Source organism: Cohnella hongkongensis, assembly GCF_042654645.1.
GTDB classification, from domain to species: Bacteria; Bacillota; Bacilli; order Paenibacillales; family Paenibacillaceae; genus Cohnella; species Cohnella hongkongensis.
In genome coordinates this window covers 127,979-149,437 of the sequence record NZ_JBHSEP010000004.1, presented here as the reverse complement: position 1 = coordinate 149,437, position 21,459 = coordinate 127,979, and the positions used below count along the sequence as shown (strand labels likewise).

The 21,459-nt window shown below is 49.7% G+C and carries 19 protein-coding genes and 1 pseudogene; 9 read left to right on the top strand and 11 right to left on the bottom strand.

Annotated elements, in window-relative coordinates; translation table 11 throughout:
• Positions 1-7: 7 nt before the first annotated feature.
• Both ACFO3S_RS08025 and ACFO3S_RS08020 read right to left on the bottom strand, forming a co-directional pair.
• Positions 8-1,507 (bottom strand): malate:quinone oxidoreductase, encoded by a 1,500-nt coding sequence (locus ACFO3S_RS08025; RefSeq protein WP_378094176.1) that lies wholly within the window; start codon positions 1,505-1,507, stop codon positions 8-10.
• A 304-nt stretch (positions 1,508-1,811) separates the two neighbouring features.
• Positions 1,812-2,705, bottom strand: a complete 894-nt coding sequence (locus ACFO3S_RS08020) for a LysR substrate-binding domain-containing protein (RefSeq protein ID WP_378094174.1) — start codon at positions 2,703-2,705, stop codon at positions 1,812-1,814.
• Between the two features lie 184 nt (positions 2,706-2,889).
• On the opposite strand from ACFO3S_RS08020, the gene ACFO3S_RS08015 reads away from it, so the two are divergent.
• From ACFO3S_RS08015 to ACFO3S_RS08000, 4 genes are read left to right on the top strand one after another with little or no spacing between them, the layout of a single operon-like run.
• Positions 2,890-4,008 (top strand): extracellular solute-binding protein, encoded by a 1,119-nt coding sequence (locus tag ACFO3S_RS08015; protein ID WP_378094172.1) that lies wholly within the window; start codon positions 2,890-2,892, stop codon positions 4,006-4,008.
• Between the two features lie 10 nt (positions 4,009-4,018).
• Positions 4,019-5,728: an ABC transporter permease gene (locus ACFO3S_RS08010; RefSeq protein WP_378094170.1), complete on the top strand. Its 1,710-nt coding sequence runs from the start codon at positions 4,019-4,021 to the stop codon at positions 5,726-5,728.
• A gap of 12 nt (positions 5,729-5,740) precedes the next feature.
• Positions 5,741-6,835, top strand: a complete 1,095-nt coding sequence (locus ACFO3S_RS08005; RefSeq protein ID WP_378094168.1) for an ABC transporter ATP-binding protein — start codon at positions 5,741-5,743, stop codon at positions 6,833-6,835.
• Entirely contained in the window at positions 6,828-7,367 is a 540-nt protein-coding gene (locus ACFO3S_RS08000; RefSeq protein ID WP_378094166.1) for a metallophosphoesterase, read from the top strand. The genes ACFO3S_RS08005 and ACFO3S_RS08000 overlap by 8 nt, the downstream gene beginning before the upstream one ends.
• A gap of 1,279 nt (positions 7,368-8,646) precedes the next feature.
• Here ACFO3S_RS08000 and ACFO3S_RS07995 read toward each other — a convergent pair.
• The 6 genes from ACFO3S_RS07995 to ACFO3S_RS07970 form a co-directional block, all read right to left on the bottom strand.
• Positions 8,647-10,326, bottom strand: a complete 1,680-nt coding sequence (locus tag ACFO3S_RS07995; protein ID WP_378094165.1) for a recombinase family protein — start codon at positions 10,324-10,326, stop codon at positions 8,647-8,649.
• A gap of 83 nt (positions 10,327-10,409) precedes the next feature.
• Entirely contained in the window at positions 10,410-10,673 is a 264-nt protein-coding gene (locus tag ACFO3S_RS07990) for a DUF6870 family protein (RefSeq protein WP_378094163.1), read from the bottom strand.
• A gap of 143 nt (positions 10,674-10,816) precedes the next feature.
• On the bottom strand, positions 10,817-11,017 hold the full coding sequence (locus ACFO3S_RS07985; protein WP_378094161.1) for a hypothetical protein: 201 nt from the start codon (positions 11,015-11,017) through the stop codon (positions 10,817-10,819).
• Between the two features lie 443 nt (positions 11,018-11,460).
• Entirely contained in the window at positions 11,461-11,886 is a 426-nt protein-coding gene (locus ACFO3S_RS07980; protein ID WP_378094159.1) for an RNA polymerase sigma factor, read from the bottom strand.
• Positions 11,887-12,343: 457 nt separating this feature from the next.
• Positions 12,344-13,150 carry a glutamate 5-kinase gene (proB, locus tag ACFO3S_RS07975; RefSeq protein ID WP_378094529.1) on the bottom strand — a complete coding sequence of 269 codons (807 nt, stop codon included), beginning with the start codon at positions 13,148-13,150 and terminating at the stop codon, positions 12,344-12,346.
• Positions 13,151-13,160: 10 nt separating this feature from the next.
• Positions 13,161-13,700 carry a prolyl-tRNA synthetase associated domain-containing protein gene (locus ACFO3S_RS07970; RefSeq protein WP_378094157.1) on the bottom strand — a complete coding sequence of 180 codons (540 nt, stop codon included), beginning with the start codon at positions 13,698-13,700 and terminating at the stop codon, positions 13,161-13,163.
• A gap of 128 nt (positions 13,701-13,828) precedes the next feature.
• Here ACFO3S_RS07970 and ACFO3S_RS07965 point away from each other — a divergent pair, with 128 nt between their 5' ends.
• Both ACFO3S_RS07965 and ACFO3S_RS07960 read left to right on the top strand, forming a co-directional pair.
• The gene (locus ACFO3S_RS07965) at positions 13,829-14,713 is read left to right on the top strand and encodes a LysR family transcriptional regulator (RefSeq protein ID WP_378094527.1); all 885 of its coding nucleotides are present in this window, start codon (positions 13,829-13,831) and stop codon (positions 14,711-14,713) included.
• 50 nt (positions 14,714-14,763) lie between these two features.
• A pseudogene (locus ACFO3S_RS07960) lies at positions 14,764-14,924 on the top strand (helix-turn-helix domain-containing protein); the annotation flags it as partial.
• Between the two features lie 209 nt (positions 14,925-15,133).
• On the opposite strand, the gene ACFO3S_RS07955 reads toward ACFO3S_RS07960, so the two are convergent.
• Together ACFO3S_RS07955 and ACFO3S_RS07950 are read right to left on the bottom strand one after the other, a co-directional pair.
• A complete protein-coding gene (locus ACFO3S_RS07955) occupies positions 15,134-16,528 on the bottom strand; it encodes a relaxase/mobilization nuclease domain-containing protein (protein ID WP_378094155.1) in 1,395 nt (464 codons plus the stop codon).
• 77 nt (positions 16,529-16,605) lie between these two features.
• Positions 16,606-16,905 (bottom strand): CD1845 family protein, encoded by a 300-nt coding sequence (locus ACFO3S_RS07950; RefSeq protein WP_378094153.1) that lies wholly within the window; start codon positions 16,903-16,905, stop codon positions 16,606-16,608.
• Positions 16,906-17,148: 243 nt separating this feature from the next.
• Here ACFO3S_RS07950 and ACFO3S_RS07945 point away from each other — a divergent pair, with 243 nt between their 5' ends.
• Both ACFO3S_RS07945 and ACFO3S_RS07940 read left to right on the top strand, forming a co-directional pair.
• The gene (locus ACFO3S_RS07945) at positions 17,149-18,180 is read left to right on the top strand and encodes a hypothetical protein (RefSeq protein ID WP_378094151.1); all 1,032 of its coding nucleotides are present in this window, start codon (positions 17,149-17,151) and stop codon (positions 18,178-18,180) included.
• Positions 18,177-19,784: a hypothetical protein gene (locus tag ACFO3S_RS07940; protein WP_378094149.1), complete on the top strand. Its 1,608-nt coding sequence runs from the start codon at positions 18,177-18,179 to the stop codon at positions 19,782-19,784. Before ACFO3S_RS07945 ends, ACFO3S_RS07940 begins: the two co-directional genes overlap by 4 nt.
• Positions 19,785-19,834: 50 nt before the next feature.
• On the opposite strand, the gene ACFO3S_RS07935 is transcribed toward ACFO3S_RS07940, so the two are convergent.
• Positions 19,835-20,338 (bottom strand): plasmid mobilization protein, encoded by a 504-nt coding sequence (locus ACFO3S_RS07935; RefSeq protein ID WP_465251399.1) that lies wholly within the window; start codon positions 20,336-20,338, stop codon positions 19,835-19,837.
• A gap of 96 nt (positions 20,339-20,434) precedes the next feature.
• Between ACFO3S_RS07935 and ACFO3S_RS07930 the strand changes: the two genes are divergently transcribed.
• Complete coding sequence (locus tag ACFO3S_RS07930) at positions 20,435-21,184, top strand: phospholipase D-like domain-containing protein (RefSeq protein WP_378094147.1); 750 nt, start codon at positions 20,435-20,437, stop codon at positions 21,182-21,184.
• The last annotated feature ends 275 nt before the right edge of the window (positions 21,185-21,459 follow it).

Below are 21,459 nucleotides of genomic sequence, written 5' to 3'. Positions count from 1 at the left end.
CCGCGGTCTAGACCGCCTGCAGCTCGCGGCTCAATCCGAGCGTCCGGGCCGTCGAGGCTTGGATCTCCTCGTTAAGCTCCGGATGTTCCGCCAAGGACAAGCCATAGGAAGGGATCATCTCTTTGATTCTCGGCTCCCACGCTTTCAGATGCTCAGGGAAGCATTTTTTGATCACTTCCACCATGACATGAACGGCGGTGGAAGCGCCGGGAGAAGCGCCGAGCAGCGCGGCGATCGAGCCGTCGGCGGCGCTAATGACCTCGGTGCCGAATTGAAGCGTGCCTCTTCCGCCCGATGCCGTGTCCTTAATGACCTGCACGCGCTGACCCGCCACGACCAGATCCCAGTCCTCGCTTCTGGCATTGGGGATAAACTCGCGCAGCTCCTCCATGCGTTTTTCCTTGGAAAGCATCACTTGCTCGATCAAATACTTGGTCAGCGGGATGTTCTTCGCTCCGGCCGCGAGCATCGTAATCACGTTGCCCGGTTTAACGGAGCCAATCAGATCGAACATCGAGCCGGTTTTCAGAAACCTTGGAGAGAAGCCGGCAAAGGGACCGAAGAGCAGAGACTTCTTGTTGTCGATAAACCGGGTGTCCAGGTGCGGCACCGACATCGGAGGCGCTCCGACCTTGGCCTTGCCGTATACTTTGGCGTGATGCTGCTCCACCACTTCCGGGTTTTTGCACACCATGAACAGTCCGCTGACCGGAAATCCGCCGATTCCTTTTCCTTCGGGGATGCCCGACTTTTGCAGCAGGTGCAGGCTTCCGCCCCCGCCCCCGATAAAGACGAACTTCGCCGAATGGCGCTCGACGGCGCCGCTGTCGGTATTGCGCACCTTCAGAACCCACGAGCCGTCTGCGGCGCGTTTAATATCATCCACCTGATGCCTATATTTTATACCGACGTTTCTCTTCTTTAAGTGATCGAATAATAGACGCGTCAAAGAACCAAAATTGACATCCGTTCCGGAGTCGATTTTGGTAGCGGCGATCGGTTCGTTAACCGATCGGTCCTGCATAATGAGCGGAATCCATTCCTTCAGCTTGTTCGGGTCCTCGGAATATTCCATTCCTTGAAATAACGGGTGGTTGGACAGCGCTTCGTACCGTTTTCTCAGAAAGGCGACGTCCTTCTCCCCTTGCACCAGACTCATATGCGGCAAGGGCATAATAAAGTCCTGCGGGTTGCGTATTCGGTCGCTGCTGACCAGATACGACCAGAACTGCCTGGAAATTTGAAACTGCTCGTTGATGTTCACAGCCTTGCTGATATCTATCGATCCGTCCGGCTTCTCGACAGTATAATTCAGCTCGCACAGCGCGGCATGTCCCGTCCCGGCATTATTCCACTCGTTGGAGCTTTCCTCTCCGGCGCTGGAGAGCTTCTCGAATACGGTAATCTCCCATTCCGGGACCAGTTCCTTCAGAAGCGTCCCCAAAGTCGCACTCATAATGCCGGCACCGATCAAAATGACGTCTGTTTGGTGTTGTCTGCTGCTCATAATTACCGTCCTTACACGCTTTTATTTGGAGGAAGTCGGATTTGATGCCGCTTGGCTCCATGGCAAGCCAAGGTGCGGCCGAAGCGCGCACCCTTCCCGATTAACGATATTCATAGTAAGAGAATACGAAACGATTACTCTCTATTATATGATAGTTGCAAGCGAGTTGAAAGCCGGAAAATTCAGAGATTGCAGAAAAGAGGCCGCCTAATTGGGCAGGGCCCCTCCAGCACGAACCGCTCCAACGTCTCGAGCGGCTTATCCGACCTTCTCGAAGCTGCTTGACTTCCGCCGCAGGAAAAGCCTAGCGAGGCCACTTCTCCTCCATCGCCTTCCAGAACATGCGCATCGCGGGACTGATCAGCTTATTCCGGTGACGCACGGCGTAGATGAACCGATCGGCGTCCCATCCGGGAATGCTCCGCATTCGCAGCTTGCCTTCGGCGATCTCCGTCCGAACGCACGACTCGGCGATCATGCCGCAGCCGATCCGGTGCATGACCGCCGCCTTGAGCGCCTCCGAGCCGGACACTTCCATCGCCACGTTAAGCGTGACGCCGTTCGACCGCGCCCAGCCGTCCATGAGCGTGCGGCTGATCGATCCCGGCTCGTGAGACACCAGGGGGTGCTCGGCGAGCCGCTCAGCGGACAGGTCGGCCGCGTCGGCAAGCGGGTGGCTCGGATCGAAGACGAGCACCAGATCGTCCCGCATGAGCGGAAGGGCGACAAGATCCGGGTCGTCGATTCGGGTCTGCGAAATGATGCCCAGATCCAGCTCGTACTGCTTGAGCTTCTCCAGAATAAACGAGGCGGGCCGAACGTCAAGCAGGATGGAAAGCCGGGGATAGCTCCGTTTCAGCCCGGCCAGCAGAGAAGGAAGCAGGTACGTCGCCGGCGTATGCGTGCTCCCGATCGACAGCTTTCCCGCTTGGTACTCGCGATAGGCGTCCATCGTCGACGCCGCCTCGGAGGACAGGGCGCTGATCTGCGACGCGTAATGATAGAAGGCTCGGCCGGCCTCGGTCAGCCGTATGACATGATACGACTTCGTATGGAACAACGAGACGCCCAATTCCTCCTGCAGCTTGTTCAGGTGAAACGTAACGGTTGGCTGGGTGATGTCCAGCCTCTGTGCGACCAAGTAAAGCTTCTGCAATTCCACGGCCAGCACGAACGCCTTCAACTGCTGTAAATTCACGGCGATTCCTCCCTTGTCTGCCGCCTTCAATCCTTGATTCTATAAATCTTAAACTACAATTCATAGATATTATTTAATTTCATGTTAACGAGGGGTTAATTTTTGACTGACGCAGCCCTTGTACACTGAGGAAGCGATCGAAGACCAAGCATTTAAAAACCCGTGAGTCAAAATGGAGGATGTCATGAAAACAAATCGAAGGACGAAGCGGCCATCGGCCGCCGCGCTGCTCGTCGCCGTTCTGCTGCTGTCGGCCTGCGGAGCGCGCTCCGCCCCATCGAACGCCGAGGCCCCGGAGACGGGCGCGCCGGCGCCCAGCGCCGCGAGCGCGGGAGCGCCGGCAGCGTCTGCAGGCGGCGAAGCGCCGGAGGATACCGGGAAAACGATTTATTTGTACGGCAACGACTTTGTCAATTTTATCGCCCCCAAGTTTGCCGAGGACACCGGCTATCGAATCGAAGCGGTTCACTACGGCGGGGGCGAAGCGCTGGCCAAGATCGAGGCGGAGCAAGGCAACCCGCAGTGGGACGTCCTGATGATGGACGGGCACGGCTCCGTGCGCAGTCTGGCCAATCGTGATTTTCTGCTGACGGGTTGGCGGCCGGGCAATCTGGACAGCCTGTCCGAGACCGGAGCCTCGCACGTACCGGACGACCTGGCTTATTTCCCGGTCGGCATTCACGCTTCCGGCGTCATCGCTTATCATACGAAGCTGGTGTCCGCAGAAGAGGCGCCCAAGACGTGGGAGCAGTTTTTCGCCTTCCAGGGTCCGGTCGGTCATGCCGATCCGGCGGTGGCCGCCCCCGCGTACCCGCTCGTCTCCGCGCTGTTCGAGAAATGGGGCGTCGAGGAAGCGAAGAGCAAATACGAGCAGCGGTTCAAGGACGGGCTGAACATCTATCCGAAAAACGGACCGGTCGGCAAGGCGCTGCTCAGCGGAGAAATCCAGGCGGCCGCTCTGCAGGAGCATAACGCGTACGAATTGAAGCTGTCCGGAGAACCGGTGGAGGTCATCTGGCCGGAGGAGGGCGCCCCGGGAAGCCTGCGGGTCGTCGCGATCAGCAAGCACACGAAAAATCCGGCGGCAGCCAAAGCGTTCGTCGAATATATGCTGAAGCCGGAGACGCAGCGGCTGCTGACGGAGATCGAGTCGACGGAAAGCTTCTTCACGCCGCTGGCCGAAGGCGTAGAGGGAAGAAGCGAGCGCGAGCCACACGGCAAGTTTCTGCTTCCGGACGCCGAGTGGGCGGCCGAGCACGAAGTAGAGATCAAAACCTGGTTCGCCGATCAGAACGTCAAATAGGAGACCGGACATGAATGCCTCGGAATCGCGTTGGGGAGGCGGGGTAACCCTCCTCCTGTTTCTTTTCATTTTTTTGCCGCTGCTGGCCGTTCTGATCAATGTTGTCTTCCCGGGACTGTTCTTCGGCCGATTCGAATTCGGAGGGTTCGCTCTCGTCGGGGAGATCTTCCACCGCCCCCTCTGGCGGCAGTCGCTGTGGAACTCGGTGCTGCTGGCGCTCGGCGCCGCCACGCTCGGGACGGTGATCGGAGGGGCGCTGGCCACGATACGGGCTCGCTGGAATATCGCCGCCGGACGGCTTCTCGATACGGCGGCTTGGCTGCTGCTGATCGCCCCCTCGTTCATGATCGCCCAGGGCTGGGTGCTGTTCGCCAGCGCGGACGGCCTTGTCCATCAGTGGCTCGGCTGGACGTGGGTGACGTCGTTTATTTTCCAGCCTGCCGGTCTCGTCTTCGTCATGGCGCTCAGCAAGTTCCCGCTGGCGTACCTCGCCATCGCGGCGGCGACGGAGTGGAACGTCCGGCAGTACGGTCAGGCGGCGCGGCTGAACGGCGCCAAGCCCTGGACCGTCTGGAGAACCGTCGAGCTGCCGCTGGCTCTGCCCTCCTTCCTGGCGGGCTGGACGCTGGTGTTCATGGATACGATCGGCGACTTCGGGCTGCCGGCCGCTCTGGCGACCGTCTATAAATTCCCGACGCTGACCTACTCGATCTACTCGGCGATCTACCAATCTCCGGTCCGCTTCGACATGGCCGGCGTGCTGGCCTTCTACCTCGTCGTGCTGCTCGCGCTCGCCATGGCGCTGCTGGTGTTCGCGCTGCGGCGCTCCCGCTTCGATTTCCTGAACGCCAAAGCGGTCCGGACGGCGAAGGAGAAGCCCCGCCGCGCATGGGCGTTCAATATGGCGATCGGCGCCTTCCTGCTCCTCTGCCTCGGCGTTCCGCTCGGGACGAGCGCGGTCGTCTCGCTGCTTAAGCGGACCGGGGAGGGGCTGTCGGCAGGCAACTGGACGCTGGAGCATTATCGCAGCCTGCTGGCCGGAGCGGCCGGCGATCACCGGCTGCTCGCCTATCTCGAAGGCATGTCCCATTCGCTCTCGATCGCCGCGGTCGCGGCTGCGTTCAGCATGATCATCGGCTTCGCGACAGCTTACGTGCTGAGCTTTACGGAATCCCGATTCAGATCGGCGCTGCAGCTGTTCTCGGTCGTCTCGCTGGCCGTTCCGGGCGTCGTGCTGGGGATCGGTTACATCTTCATCTGGAATCAGAAATGGCTGGAGCCGATCGGCCTCCATCTGTACGGTACGCCGGCGCTGCTCGTCATTGCCGGAATCGCCGGGGCGATTCCGTACGCCGTTCGGGTGCAGATGGGCGCTTTCGGCACGTTGTCCGGAACGATGCTCAAGGCTGCGGCCATCCAGGGGGCTGGCATCTTCGACCGGGTGCGCCACATCGTGCTGCCGCTCGTGCGCCAGTCTCTGCTGATGGCGACGCTCGCCGCGTTCGGCACCAGCATCTTCGATCTGGCGCTCGCTTCGATGCTGAAGCCGGCCAATTACTCGCTGATGCCTCTAGTCATTGACCGGGCCTTCGAGTTCTCCCAGTACGGCTACGCGACCGCCGCTACCGTCTTCAGCTGCGCCGTCGTCGTGATGCTGATTGTGACGCTGCAGGCAGCCGGAGGCTGGCTGTTCCGCCGCCTGGACCGAAACCGTTATTAAGGGGAAGATGTTGTGACTGCGATACTAAAGCTAAAAGACGTTACCAAATTCTACGGGGACCAGCAGGTGTTGAAGCCGATCTCGTTCGAGGTTGGGGAAGGCGAACGCATCTGCATCCTCGGCCCTTCAGGCTGCGGCAAGTCGACGCTGCTCCAGCTCGTGGCCGGACTGACCCGCATCGACGGGGGAGAAATCGAAATTAACGGCATCTCCGTCGAGCGAGGAAAGGGAGGCTACGTGCCGCCCGAGCATCGCCCGATCAACATGGTATTCCAGGATTACGCGCTCTGGCCGCATATGTCCGTGCGCCAAAATATCGAATACGGCATGAAACGCCGGAAGGTCGCCAGAGGCGAGATGGAAACCCGGCTGAGCCGGCTGCAGTCGCTGCTGAAGCTGGACGGGCTGCTCGAGAGGCTGCCGGCTCAGCTGTCGGGCGGCCAGCAGCAGCGAATCGGCATCGCCCGGGCGTTGGCCACGGAGCCGCGGCTGCTGTTAATGGACGAGCCGCTGTCGAACCTCGACGTCAAGCTGCGGACCGATATGCGCGGCGAGCTTGCCGGCCTTCTTGGCGATCTGTCCATCGCCACCTTGTACGTGACGCACGATCGGATGGAGGCGTTCACGATCGCCGACCGGATTCTCGTGCTGCGGGAGGGCGGCATCGATCAGATGGGAAGTCCGACGGAGCTGTTCGAGCGTCCGGCTACGCCTTGGGTTGCGCAGCTGATGGGCTATCATAACCGGCTGAACATCGCATTCGGGGACGGGCAACGCTCGACGACGGCGCTCGTGGCCGGTTCTCCGATCCGGGGCGTGCGGATGACGCCCGACTTCTCTCCGGGAAACGGCGTTATGATGCTGCATCCGGAAACGATCTCGGTCCGCGCGGGGAGCCCGGGAGACGGCGAGAACCTGCTCGTAACGAAAACCGTCCAAGCGATCTACGAGGGAACGAGATGGCGACTGATCGCCGAGACGGCCGACGGACAGCCGCTGCATCTGTTTCACGACAGGAGGGTGGAGCCGGGCGAGCCGCTGACGATTCGTCTGCCTTCGCAAAGCGTCATGCTGTACGCCGGCCCGGCTCATGCGGGGAATGGGTAGACTGTTCGCCGTGTCCGACGTTCACGGCTACGGCCTTCTGCTCGAGCGGCTGCTGGCCCGCGCCGGATACGATCCTCGCGCGGACCGGCTGTATCTGCTCGGCGACTACGTCAACAAAGGGCCGGACTCGGCCGGCACGCTGGAGCTGGCGCATCGTCTATGCGGGGACGGAGCCGTGGCTCTGCAAGGAAACAACGAGCGCAAGTGGCTTCACGGCACGGTTCCGGACGGATGGGAGACGGAACGCTATCGCCGGTGGATCGCCAATATGCCGCTTTGGGCGGAGCACGGCCGCTTCCTGTTCGTTCATGCCGGCCTGCGTCCCGGAGTTCCGCTGCGGGAGCAAACGCCGGAGGACTTGACGGAAATTCGCGAGCCTTTTTTCCAGGGGCCCGCGCTGCCGGGCCGAATCGTCGTGTTCGGCCACACGTCCACCTCTCGCTTCGGCATCCCTCCCGATGCCGTCTGGGTTGGAGCCGGCAAGCTCGGCATCGACACGGGCGCGGGCCACGGCCATTACCTGATTAACTGAGGGCCGGCAGTGGGCAGTCTCCGTGAAGCGGCCGCACGCCGTGCGTCTGGCCCGCTTTGCGATCTCCTCCGACCGCCGCGCCGAGGAACGGGCCGGAGATTAGCTCCTTCGCCCAGGCGACTTGAATTCGCATCGCTGCCGGTCAGCCCCACCTGCCGGATGGCCGGTCCCGCTTCGCCCAGAAGCATCCGGCGTCGCTTCGAAGAATCGTCCCGACATTCGGCAGCCGCGCGGTCGAGCTTCATGGCCTCGCGGTTTTTTCTGCAGCCGCCGGATGACGAACGTCAAACATGGGCGCTTTAGTCTCAAAATTCATTGACTGCCTAGTCCGCGGTATGGGCAGGCTCCCTTCCTCCGTCCCACCTTTTGCATATACTGCTAACTATGAAATGTAAAGGAGGCATCTTTCTGATTCTGTGCTCAGACGAACCGCCAACTCGGAAACGCGATCGTTTCAGGACTATCGCGATTTCTTTGCATTTGCCTGCAGCTCTCGATCACTCCGTTTTTAGGCACGGCGATTCATAACTTCATCAAAATAAGGGGACCTGTAAATGCGAAAAACCGTTCCTCTCCCTGCCAAAAGGGTTTCCCGCATATGCTTGCGAGCAGGCGGGAAAAAAAGGCGCGTTTGCTGCTGCATCCGTTGCTTGCGCGGAAGAAGGCGGAATTCAGCAACCGGGCGAACGGCGCGGAGGCGGCCGGGCCGTATCCAAAACCAAAACCGAAACCGAAGCCGAAACCACAACCAAAGCCAAAGGCGAGACCACAGCCAAAGGCAAGACCAAAACCAAAAGCGAGACCACAGCCAGAGCCAAAGGCGAAGGCAAAGAACGTTGAACCGGCTTGAAATAAGGCGGGGGCTTAGAGAACTCAGAGAGCTTAGACGTCAGGTGATCAGGCTTGCGAAACGCAGGGGGCCCAGGGGACCGAGAGGGTATCGGGGCTACAGAGGCGACGAGGGACCCATGGGTCCCACAGGTCCGATGGGAGAGCAGGGTTGGACCGGGCCAGTCGGAGCCCGGGGTTCTACCGGGGCGACGGGCGCAGCTGGCGCGACCGGACCTACAGGAACAACCGGCGCAACCGGCTTGGTCGGATTGCCCGGCGGCATGGGACCGACTGGACCGACCGGGGTGGCAGGCGCCGTCGGGGCGCAAGGTGCGGCGGGGCCTGCCGGCGCGACGGGCGCAACCGGCTTGGTCGGTTTGCCCGGCGGCATAGGACCGACCGGAACATTTATATTAGGAAAACAAACTACCGTTAAAAATGCGGTTCTCTAAACCGCGTCTTCAGAGATATTGATCTCGATGTATTCCGAAACTCTGCGGTACTCATTGGCAAATTTCAGCTTCACGCTTATATTGCCATTTTCGTATACCTTGATGGTGTCAACAAGCTCGATCAAAATATCCCTTGTCAGTTTGTTGATGTTTTCATACTTCCGAAAAGTTGCTAAAAACGGGTTTTCTACATCGACTCCATTTTCAAGCTCTGCCTTTTCTTCTTGCAGATTGCTTATCACTTCGTTAATGGCTTCGATTTGCCGCTCGTAGTCCTCTTTCATCTGGCGATAATCCTTATGAGAAATTTCGCCGTCTTTCCAGTCCTGATAAATACTTTGCTTATAACGTGAAATCTTGGACAGTTCTTTTTCTTTGGAAGCAATTCGTTCATTCAGACGGATAGACTGGCTTTTCTGGAGCGGAGCCTTGTTAATCCGTGAAACCATTTCGGAAAGAGAAACCGCAATGTATACCTGTTGCTTGATGGCATACAATACCGCTTGTTCTAAATGGTTGTGCTTCATCGTATGCTTCGTACAAGCCGCCTTGGATTGGTCTTTGTACGTGCGGCAATAGTAGTACACATTCCCTCTAACGGTGCTTCGTGTCATGGCCTTGCCGCAATCTGCACAGCGTAGGAAGCCGCTGAACAAATACAACGTTTTTTGCTTTGGTGCGGTGCGCGTATCTTTTTTCAAAAGCTCCTGCACTTTGGCAAAATCTTCACGACGGATGATCGGCTCATGCGTGTTTTCGACAATGAACCATTCCTCTTCGGGAACCGTTTCCTGCACATGGATTTTATAACTCTTAATGCGGTAACGCCCTTGCACCATATCGCCCACATAAATGCGATTTTTCAAAATGTTGGTGACTGTCATGGCACACCATAAAGGGTTGCCGCTCTCGCCATTGGGATTCTTGTATTTCATGCCCTTGCTTTTCTTATACGCCGACGGGCATAAAGTGCCGCTTTCGTTCAACTTGCGAACAATCGCATTTTTGCTCATACCCTCTAAGAACCAGGCGAAAATGCTTTTGACATTTTCTGCGGCTTCCTCATCGAGGATAAGAGCGTTTTTATCCTCCGGGTCTTTCTGATAGCCATAGGCGGCAAACGAGCCAATATGCTGTCCTTTTTCACGCTTCTTGTCAAAGGTTCTTCTGACGCTCTCCGAAGTTCCCCTTGCATGTTCCTCATTCAGAACGCCCTGAACCGGAACCGCGATGTTTTGCGCGTTCTGCGGGTCCTTGTACGTATCAACGGGCTGTTGGTAAAGAGAAATAAACCGTACATTGTTTCGCGGAAACCAGTCACCAAGATAGTAGCTTTGATCACCATTGTTGCGGAAGCTCCGCGCAAGGTTCTTTACGATCACACAGTTGATTTTTCCCTTTCGTATATCGGTTAACAGCCGTTGAAAATCTTCACGTTCCTCATCTGTCGTACCGCTTACACCGTCATCGACATATTCACCAACAAAGACATACTCGTCATCATCATCTTGCTGTTCAAGGAAGTCTGTCAAAATCAATCTTTGGTTGGTAATACTTTCGGATTCCTCCTTTCCGCGCTTGTCTTCGCGTGAAAGACGGATATAAAAGCCTACATACCATACCCGCTTTTTTGAAGCTGATTTTACAATATTCTGCCTGTTGGCTACTCTGGCCATGTGTCCTCCTTCCTATCACATTACACCTCTATTATACCATTCGGGCGTAACGCGAACCATGTTGTCGAGGGCACAAAGCCGCATTACAAGCCGCTTTTCTTGCGTATTATAAAGTTCGTGAGTACTTCTTGAATCGGCGGCGCCGTATCGTCAAATTCAAGCTTGATACCCACTTCACCACAACGGAAACACAACGGGTTTTTCAGTTTTTCTAATACATAAGCAGGACGCTTTTCTATCGGGAGAGAATTATCAAATTCAAGCGTGCTGATATCAGCCAGTTTTTCCGTATCTACGGTTTCCATATTTACGCTCATAAAATGATCAATCAATGCGGAAGTAATCATTCATCATGCCCTCCTTGATGTGCATGATTCAATATATGCGTTTTCCCGTTTGTCCTGTGAGGAAACAGAAGCAGCCACCCCGTTATTAACAAAAGGGATGGCTGTTTATCTGTCCGCATACTTCGGGACAAATTGGCCCGAAGTCAATAGGGACTGTTCCGGTAATGCTCGTCTGCTTCCTGTGTGGATTTGAAATCAAAAACTTCATGCAATTCCATCACCACGCGCTGAATATCATCAGAGCCGAAACCGCAGTTTTCCATCGCCCAGATGACATATCCGCGGCAAGCATTATTGCTCCATTGTTCAGGAAGCATTCCTGCGAAAATCGTATCTTTCCCCATTTCGATTCTCCTCACGTTAAAATAGGAGAGGTATCGTGCCGGGAAATATTGGGCTGTCGTTAGACAGAAAAGTCCGGCACGTCCTCCTGTAGTTCAGATAAATAGATAACCCGGACAGGCGACGGCAACCGCCCTCATGGGAATTTCACCCCGCCCCATACTGATGGCGCGACGGTCAATGCTGTGAAGCGTTCAAACCGTAAGTATCATTATCTCACGTGTGGAATCGTCGCCCGGCAGACTGCCACAGTCTGCTTGCCATAGATGGTGTTCCTCGCTCGTTTTCAAGCGATAAATCGCTGAAAAGTTATGGCGCACCCTTGCGGCTTGGCTTCTCCACACATGAAACGTATCCGGATCATCGGTATGCAGTTATCAAAGAACACTAGCGGAAGAAAAATCTCCTTCCAATAACCGTGACATTTTCAGGGCAAAACCGACCCTCATTCAGAAAAGTTTCTCAAAAAAATTTCCAAGTTCCGAAGTCCTTGGCTGATGGACTTGCGGATGTTTTTTTCCGAAACTCCCTCGGCCCGCGCGATCTCGGATTTGCTAATGCCAAGTACGTAATGCGCGTAAATTCGTTTGCCTTGCTTGTCCGGCAAAGCAGTGATAGCGGCATGCAACTGTTGGGCTGTCATTTTGCGTTCGTAGACCTCGAAAGGGGACGGAGATTCGAAGCAAATATCGTGCTCGATTCCATCGTTCCGGTCAAGAGAATACTGTGCCTTGTGGCGGTACATACGCCGCCGATACGCTTCTTCCTGCCGTTCAGCTTCCAGAAGGACTGTTGCGACTTCATCGGGGATGTCAAGAAAAATATCAGTATTGCAAAACGGGTAGTAATCCCGCAGATTAATCATTGACATATGGTGTTCCTCCGTTTCGATTTTTTTGGAGAAGAAAAATCGAAACGGAGGCGGTGGAGAACGACAGCGGGGAGGATGCCGCACATCGGGCCTAGTTGGCCCGTAGAGGTTATGAGGCTTGTCCGAAAAAACGGACTGATGGAATCTAACAATAATCAAAAAAGAATGAAAAAAGACACCTTTTAGGGAAAATCCCTGAAAGGTGTCGAATAAAAAATGGGCGCACTTGTCGCCCATAAATCCCTGCATTTTTTTGGAATCATGTATTATGAAAACTTTTGCTACATCTGACCGCCACCATAAGGTGACGGTCCCTCAAGTGAAAAGAAAGAAAATAGCTTTAGAAACACAAGGAACCCTCCAATCGTATAACTGCCATTGGAAGGCCCCGTGCATTTAAATTACCAACCAATGCCTGTTACTAGACATCTGGGAGTTTGCTTTTCGGCTCCGTATATTATCGTTTACCGACAAAAAGCGTACCAACGCTGTCTCCTTTGATAATTTCATATAGAGCGGACGGGTTTTTGCCGTTTGTAATGATAGTATCGATCCCCTGCGCGGTTGCCAGCTTTGCCGCTTGCAGTTTGGTTTTCATACCACCTGTACCACGCCGAGATCCTGCGCCTCCGGCTAATGATTGTACATTCTCGTCTATTGCGTCGATACGCTCTATTCGTTTTGCGCTGGGATGGAGGCGAGGATCGTTGTCATAAAAGCCGTCAATGTCGGACAAAATGATGAGTTTTTGCGCCCTGCACAATACTGCGACAACCGCAGAGAGCATATCGTTATCGCCAAATAGTCTATCTTCCGATTCGATTTCGGTATAGCTAACCGAGTCGTTTTCATTCACAATCGGTATAATGCCCATGTCCAGCAAGGCGTCAAAGGTGTTCGTTAAATTCTCCTTCTTTTCCTCAATTTCTATATCCTCGGCGTTCAATAAAATCTGTGCGATCGTCTTGTCGTAATCATTGAAAAATTTGTCGTATAAGTACATAATGCTGCATTGTCCTACCGCAGCAGCAGCTTGCTTCAAACGCATACTCGTTGGGCGTGTTTTCATCTGCAGCTTATTTGTGCCCACAGCAATCGCGCCAGATGAAACTAAAATGACTTCATGGCCCATGTTCTGAATATCGGATAATACACAGGCAATGCGGTCAAAGGAACGTAGATCGCTTTTCCCTATATCATTTGTCAAGGTAGAAGTCCCTACTTTGACAACAATTCTGTTTTGATACAGACTCAAATTATTCACCTTTCTTTTGCTAAACATGAATAGTCTTAGGGGAGTGTTTCGCAAATTTAAGGAAGTCATGGAACACTTGTGATGTTTTGATTTTCATATACCCGGTAGTCGTGCCATCACTACACCCATACCATTCTTCCGCAAGAACGTCCTTATCGAAAATAATCTGTACCCTATTGTCCTTATCCAATAAGGCGCTGAAAACAGTCGCTGCACCTATCGTTGTTCCCAGCATCTTCTCCATCAAGTCAGCAGGAGCAAAAGAAACGCGGGAAATACCCAATGCATTACTGAACTCCTTTGCGCTAAACGACTTGTCTGCTGTGGTAACAAACAGGAAAAACTCTGTCTGCTTCCTGTTGCACAGAAACAGCGTCTTGACCATTTTCATATCTAGCGCCTTATTAATCTGAACGCAATCGTTCATTGTAATTGCCTCGTCGGTATCGACTCGCTCAAACGGGATATGCAGGTCTTGCAATACTCTATATGTTTTTTCCTGGAGCTCCGTCTTGAACTTAGACGGCGCTGTTGTATAAATATCACTTACAAAGAACATAGTCACTTTCCTTTCACTTGAAATGGCTGTATTTATAGCGTATCATGACTTTATTAATTACAAAAACGAATATTTATCATGATAATCATGATAAATTCAGATGCAAAGTGGGTGAGAAATGTATGGATATGAACATTCAAAAATATATGGCTTTTGTCAAAACTGTTGAATATGGCAGCTTTACGAAGGCCGCAGCAGTATTGAACTATTCCCAATCCGGTATCAGCCGTATGATTAACGATTTGGAAAAGGAATGGAGCGTGTCGCTTCTTGAGCGTGGGCGCGCCGGTGTGCGCCTGACTTCCGACGGATTGAAGCTATTGCCGTTTGCTCAAAATGTATGTAACGAATATCAAAAATTGCAGGCGCAGGTGGACGAACTGAACGGCTTGCAATCGGGGCTAATTCGGATTGGTACATTTTCAAGCGTAGCGACTCATTGGCTTCCGAATATTATCAAAGAGTTTCAAAAGGACTACCCTAATATTGATTACGAGCTTCTGTTGGGCGATTATACCGAAATTGAAAGCTGGATTTTCGAGGGGCGTGTGGATTGCGGCTTCCTCCGGCTTCCCACACACCCGGAGTTTGAAACGATATTTTTGGAGCAGGATAAGCTACTTGTTGTTTTGCCGGAAGATCATCCTATGGCCGACTGTGAATGCTATCCTGTAAAGGCGCTATGTGACTATCCGTTCATGCTTTTAGAAAAAGGCGCTAAAGCTGAAATATCAGAAATATTTGAAAGATGTAATATTGAACCAAGAGTGCATTTTACGACATGGGATGATTATGCCATCATGTCAATGGTCGAAAGTGGATTGGGAATTAGTATTTTGCCGGAGCTTATTTTGCAGCGTATTCCGTACCGAATTGTAATCAAGGAACTGGACATACCAGCGTACCGTAAGATTGGCCTTGCAATGAGAGATAAAAAATCTGCATCGCTTGCAGTTAAACGATTTTTAGACTATCTACAATGCAGGAACAACTCTAAGAAAGAAAGGGGGTAGCAACTACATCTTGTCATTTTCAAATTTCCATTATCGTACGTTACAATTAGATAAATTTGATCTGCTTGCTTTTAAAGTGCCAGGCGTCAATAGTGTTGAACTATTCCCAATCCGGCATCAGTCGCATAATAACGATTCGGAAAAGGAATGGAGCGTGTCGCTTCTTGAGCGTGGGCGCGCCGGTATGCGCCTGACTTCAGATGGGTTAAAAACTAGTACCGTTTCATAAAACGTATCAGATTTCAGATTTTCACAAACTGGCAAGCAGGGCAAGTGTATTGACACTTGCACATTTTTGAGTTTTTCCCGCAAGGGAAAATCTCAAAAATTGCTTGTTGGGGAGTGCCTTCCCCAAACCCTGCAACTTCGGGCCAAGTTGGCCCGAAGTCGGCGCTTCGCACCTCATGTTGCGTCATGTCGCTATCGCTCCATTTCCTTATTTTTCTGCGCGTCCGTCAGGCCGAGCAGATGGTCAATATTGGCCTTTACCGTCACAATCTCTTGCATGTCCTTTCTTGCCGCCCGGTACTCGCCATAGGCGGCTTTTTTCTTTGCAGCAAGCTCCCGGCTCTCCGCTTTGAGCGTGTTCATTTTCGGGAGCTTAGCCCCGGACAATAAGCGCCGAAAACTATCCTGCGCCGCCCGATAGGCGGCAAGGTCGGCCCCATGCTCCGCAAGATATTTTCGGCTGTATGTTGCGGCCTTGTATCCCTCAAACACTGGCCGGGTTCTGGCGTAAGCAACCATTGCCGTCTTTAGTTCCGCATTGATTCGCATAGCAGCTTCGGTCGTTTTTATGCGGTCAGAAAGAGTATGGAAGCGGTCTGTAAGCTCTGCGGTTTTCTGCGAGAGTTGCTCATATTCCATCAGTCCGTTTTCCTGCAAATACTGTAACGCCGCCGCCATCTGCTTGAGATTGAATATTTTCGCCCACCGTTCATAGGCAGGGCCTTTTCCAGCTCTCATGCGGGATTCAATATCCACAATCAGATTGACCTTGCGCCGTTCCCGTGGAGCGGCCCGGCCCTCAATAACTGCCCGTATGTCCTCCTGACCGTAGCCCTTGCCAAGCGTGGAAGCCCGAAGCCGGGTAAAGCGTTCCTGTCCCTCTGCACGGAAGCTTATTGTACCGCCGCGCCCATGCTTGACCTCATAGCCAGCCGTCGCCATGGCCTGTAAAAAAGCGTCCATATCCGGCGGCTTCTCCACAAGGCAACGATCAATCTGCGCCTTTAATTTTTCTCGAAATGACTGCGGTTTATTGCCGCCAAGCCACTCGCCATAATGCTTGAATGTTCCTTTGCTGTGGAGCTTCGGATTGGTAATGACAGATAGTCCATGTTCAAGACAAATCCGGTCAGAGAGCCGCCGAACCGCACGAGCCGAGCCGATAAAATCCCGGAATTTCCGTGTGCAATCCAGAGAGGTTGAATTGTAGTAAATATGACAATGCGGGTGGGGGCGATCAACATGAGAAACCACGAAAAAAGCGTGCTGGCCTTTCGTCCAGCGCATGGCAAGATCATAGCCGATTTTGAGTGCTGTTTCCGCGTCAATTTCACCGGGCGGGAACGACTGCCGAATCTGATAATACAGTACATCCTTTTTCTGTTCCCTGCCCGTAATCGCCTTATATTTTGCTTTGGAAAGCAAAAATTCTGCGTCGGCTGTGGCAGGGTCACATTCATAGGCGAGAATCAAATCGCCGTTCCGGGTCTTATTCGGATTTTTCCCGTAATCGAAGCTGTCCTTTAAGGTTGCCATGATGGTCTTTCCACTCCCGATATGACGGGTCATCAAGCGAATGGTTGCCATGTGCGTTCCTCCTTTCCAGAAAAAAACTTCGAGCCAAGTTGGCCCGAAGTGATCCGGCAGTCCTGCCATTTCCGGTTTTAGCTTGCGATAAAAAAACGAAGCGAGCTTTTCAGGCTTTGCAACTTGTCAATCAACCATTCTGCAATAGCAGGAATGCCAAGCGGAGAAATCAGAAACGACAGGAACAGGAACACGCCGAAGCCATGCGTTTCCCCGCTTATCAGCAGAACGATACTGATCAGAACGCCGATCCCGGAAACAACCTGTAATATGGCGGCGGCATAAGAAAACAGAAATATAAAAATGGGTATTGTAATCGTCAGTAGAACCACAAGCGGCGCGGCGATAATCTTGAATAAGAGTTTAATGACCTTCATCACGATTCTCCTTCCATCATTTGGTCATACTTCTATTTTACGATCTACCGAAGAGGTCATCAATGTTGTCGCGGCCGCACCGATCTTGTCCTGTGACATCGGGCCAAGTTGGCCCGATGTAGTAAAAAAGAATATAGTGTGCTTATTAATAAAACAGTCTTTATGAAACAGTCTTTATAGTATATATTGTTCATATAGCATTTCCAGCATTCACCTATTTATAGGTCAAAAGGGGTGATTTTCGTGACATATACAGTACAATCATCGGAGAAGCTTAGAAAAAAAGCATCTGATACAGAAACAAAAGCACTGCTATATTTAATGAATTTTTGTGATGATAGCGATGAAATTCACTATTTTGTTGTGGATTTTTTTAATGACTTGACGGGGATGGATCGCTTCTCACACAAACTTTGGGATTTACAATCAAAAGGTGCTTCTAATTCATCGCCAGCTGCAGTTGGCAGAGAATTAGTAACACTTTTCAAAAATTATTGCAGTAACTTTACCTTTCATAAGTACATTTTGTTTTTAGGTGGAGTATCCCCTAGCTTACGAATTGATTCGACAAAAGATGTATTTGATATAAGTAACATAAAGACAAAAGCACTTACTAATTTAAAAGAAGGATTAAAAGATGAATGTAAGGAAAAAACATACATTGATACATCATCAGCAACGGACGATAAAATAGATGATTTTTTAAGCAAAGTGATGTTTGTGATAGATAACAGAACTCCCAGCGAATACGTAAAATCAATTATCAAAATTCACCCAGGTATCATGCCTGAAGAGCATATACTAACTGGAATTTTTAATGAGATAAGAGATACACAAGCAAGTAAAAAAAATATAAATGTTGTGGAAGGTATTACAATAAAAACAACTGATCAGGCTTTAAATTACTATAGACATCTGACAAATGGTGAAATTAAATTATTTGTGCTTGGTCGCATCATAAATCGCAATCCATTTGACAAAGGTTGTCCGCTACCCTTTATACCCATATATAATCATTTCCCAGAAGAAAAGCGGCAAGAAGCATTGGATGACTGTAAGCTTGCATTATCTCGAGCATTGTTTAATAAAAATTGTGCAGATAATTTCTGGAGGCTCTTTAGCAACATATATCATTCTATTATTGCAAATCCGACTTATGGGGTAGAGGAAATATACCGAATTTTGGACGTGACAATAGCAACTTCTTGCCCTGATTTTGATGTCTTATCATTAAAGTACTTTATTTCTACAGTAAAGGAGGGAATAAAAACATGATTATTAGGCGCATTGCTGTCGGTAATGAGAAAGAGGCGTATGTTGAAAATTTGTTAGAAGACAGTGTCAACATTATTTCAAGCGATGATAATAACAAAGGGAAAACTATTATTATTCAATCAATGATGTATTGTTTAGGCAATGTACCTGTTTTTCCTTCCTCATTTGATTACAAGTCGTATTTTTATTATGTGGAGTTTATACATAATGAGATTGATTTTATTATTTGTCGAAAAGGAGATACTTTTGTAATTTTTCATGAAAATAACTTAATGTTTTTTGATAATGTTTCCGAGATGAAACGCTACTGGACAAAAAATATCATTCCATTACCGCAAATAATAAAAAACGATGTGAATCGTATTGTAGATCCGGAACTGTTTGTTCAGTTATTTTTTGTTGGCCAAGATAAAAAGGATACATCCAATATAGCTAATAAAGGATTTTACACAAAGGAAGATTTTGTTAATATGATATATGCCTTTTCTGGTTTTGGGGCAACAGGACTATCTACAGAAGAAATATCAATTGCAAAGAAACGAATAAGTGAACTAAAAACAGAAAAGAAATCATTGCAAACACAACACAAGATATTAAAATCTGGAAGTATTTCTTCTACATATTTAAGCCAATATAGTGATAGGACTGTCTTGGAAAATAAGATAAAAAATGTAGAGAAAATAAAAGATAGGATTTCCGTTTTACGAAACTCAAGAAATGCAACTGTAAATCGCAAAGTAAAGTACGAAATTACACTAAAAGAACTAAATTCATTAAACAGAACTATGAGCAGTGGTGAACTAAGGTGCTTAGATTGTGGCTCTACCCATATCGGATTTGCTACTGACTCAAATGCATCATATACATTTGATGTATCAACACCGGAAATAAGGCGGCAAATTATTGAATCTATAAACGAGAAAATTTCAGCTTATGATGAAGAAATTGAGCGTATCACTCTTGACATAAATAAAGAACAAGAACAACTACAACAAATTTTAGCGGATGATGATATCTCGCTTGAATCAATTGTTATTCATAAGCAATCAATTTTAGATGCAACTGGTGTTGAAGCTCGCTTATCTGAAATCGATAATGAAATAAAAAAATTATCTGATGCATTAAAAGCAAATGATAGCAACACATCAGAACAGGTTGAAAATCAGAAAGCGTTGTTATCATCCATTCTTTCCGAAATGAATCGAACCTATAGGGTTATCGATCCAGCAGGTAACCTTATATTTGACGGTCTGTTCACTAAACGTGATCAAGTATTTTCAGGTAGTGAAGCAACTGAGTTTCATTTAGTAAAGGTTTATGCCCTTGCTACAATACTCAAGCACCCCTATCCTATAATCGTAGACTCATTCCGAGCCGAAGATCTATCGACTGAACGGGAAAACACTGTTATCGAATTATTTTCCCAATTAGGGAAACAGGTGATATTTACGACTACATTAAAAGCCGAAGAAATAGGTAAATATAAACATATGAAAAACATAAACAATATTGACTATAGCAAAAATACCGATAGTAAAATTCTAGATAAAAAGTCAGTTTCCGAGTTATCGAGATTATTAAAAGGGTTATCAATTACTATTTAATGAAAGTCAGGGTGAGGCGAATAATTATGCCACACCCTGATTTATTACGATTAGGATTCAACCACTGTTGCAAGCTGTTGAAGGACATCAGAAACACGATCCCACAACCGGGCATAATCCTTTTGCAAGGTCACTATATCCGATTGGTACACGCCATAGGTATTAGCATGAATGGCAACCTGATTCAGATTGTTGGCACATCTGCGTTGCAGGGAAACAAGCTCCCGGACGGGGGTTAGATCAACATTCAGCACATAGCCGTTGATCGCCATTTTGCGGATATATCCGCTTAAATTCTGTGTACCGGCCTGCTCCATTCGTTCCCTAATCGTCGCGTATTCGTCTTCATTGACCCAAACATACAGCGGAACACCGCGCCTTCGTTTGGGGCGGCTGTTCACCGTTCCTCCCGTTCTCGACTTCGGCGCTTTGCTGGCGGCTCCTTTACTCGGGCCTTCCTCTAGTTGAGCCAGTAACGCGGGTAGAGTAGCAATATTAGATTTCTGTTCGGTGGAAAGCTTTGCGTTCTTCAGAAAGTTGTCCTTTTCATTCATACAAAAACTTCCTTCCTTAAATTGATATCGTATTGCCGCGATGATATAATCTGAGAAATTAGTTATAGAAAATATTGGTGCGATGTGGGGGTATTTATGGATTATCAGGTTTTTGTGAATACAATGATCGAGACACTAAAATTTGATGAGAAATTTAAAGAACATAGAGATAAAATACTACCAATTATCAGGCGTTCAAAAGTAAATTCAATTGCTAAATATGCTTTTGCTATACGTCCAGGACAGCATTATGAAGATGTAGAGATAAGAGTACCTATCCCCTTGATAAATGAGGCAAACAAACTAAAACATCATATAGCTGATTTAGTAGGATATGTATATGAAGAATCTGATGATTATGCTTTAGGTTCCACTCTTATTAAGCCTCAAATGCTTTATTCAGAAACTCAGGAAGACAGGGAACATGATGTTGTTTTCTCAGAAATTGAAGAAACAATTATTCAAGGAATTCGAGATGCAAGATTTCTAATATGGGCAGCCGTTGCATGGTTTACCAATAAAACCATATACGATGAGTTGCTAAAGAAAAAAGAAGAGGGACTTAACATCCGTATCGCAATCTCTGATGAAGAAACGAATAGCAAATTGCTTCCCGATTTAAAAGCTAATTTTGAGTTAACTGTTATTTCGAGATATGGGTGGAACAACTATAACCGAATGCACGATAAGTTCTGTATCATTGACTTGGATTATGTAATGCATGGCTCTTATAATTGGACACCAACTGCAAATCATAATGAGGAAACACTTGCAACAGCATTAGACAAAGACTATGTAAAAAAATTTGCTGATGAATTTATGCGCTTGTTCAAAAAACAGTGTTAATCAAGTATAAAGGGACATCGGGCCAAATTGGCCTGATGCCCCTTATGTTTGTTTCCTCCGAGTCAGGGCACATAAAAATAAAAGTACGGCCTACTCCAGTTTAATATTTTAAAACTGCGTCATAAAATTGTTTTAATCCCATAAAAGCTAACGATCATCCTGCTTTTTTCTCATATATTTCCGTTGACGTTTACGCCAGGCGATGTCGGCACAAGTTGGCGAACAATACGTCTGCCTTCCCTCCGAGACAGTATCTAATCTCGGCGAATAGGCAC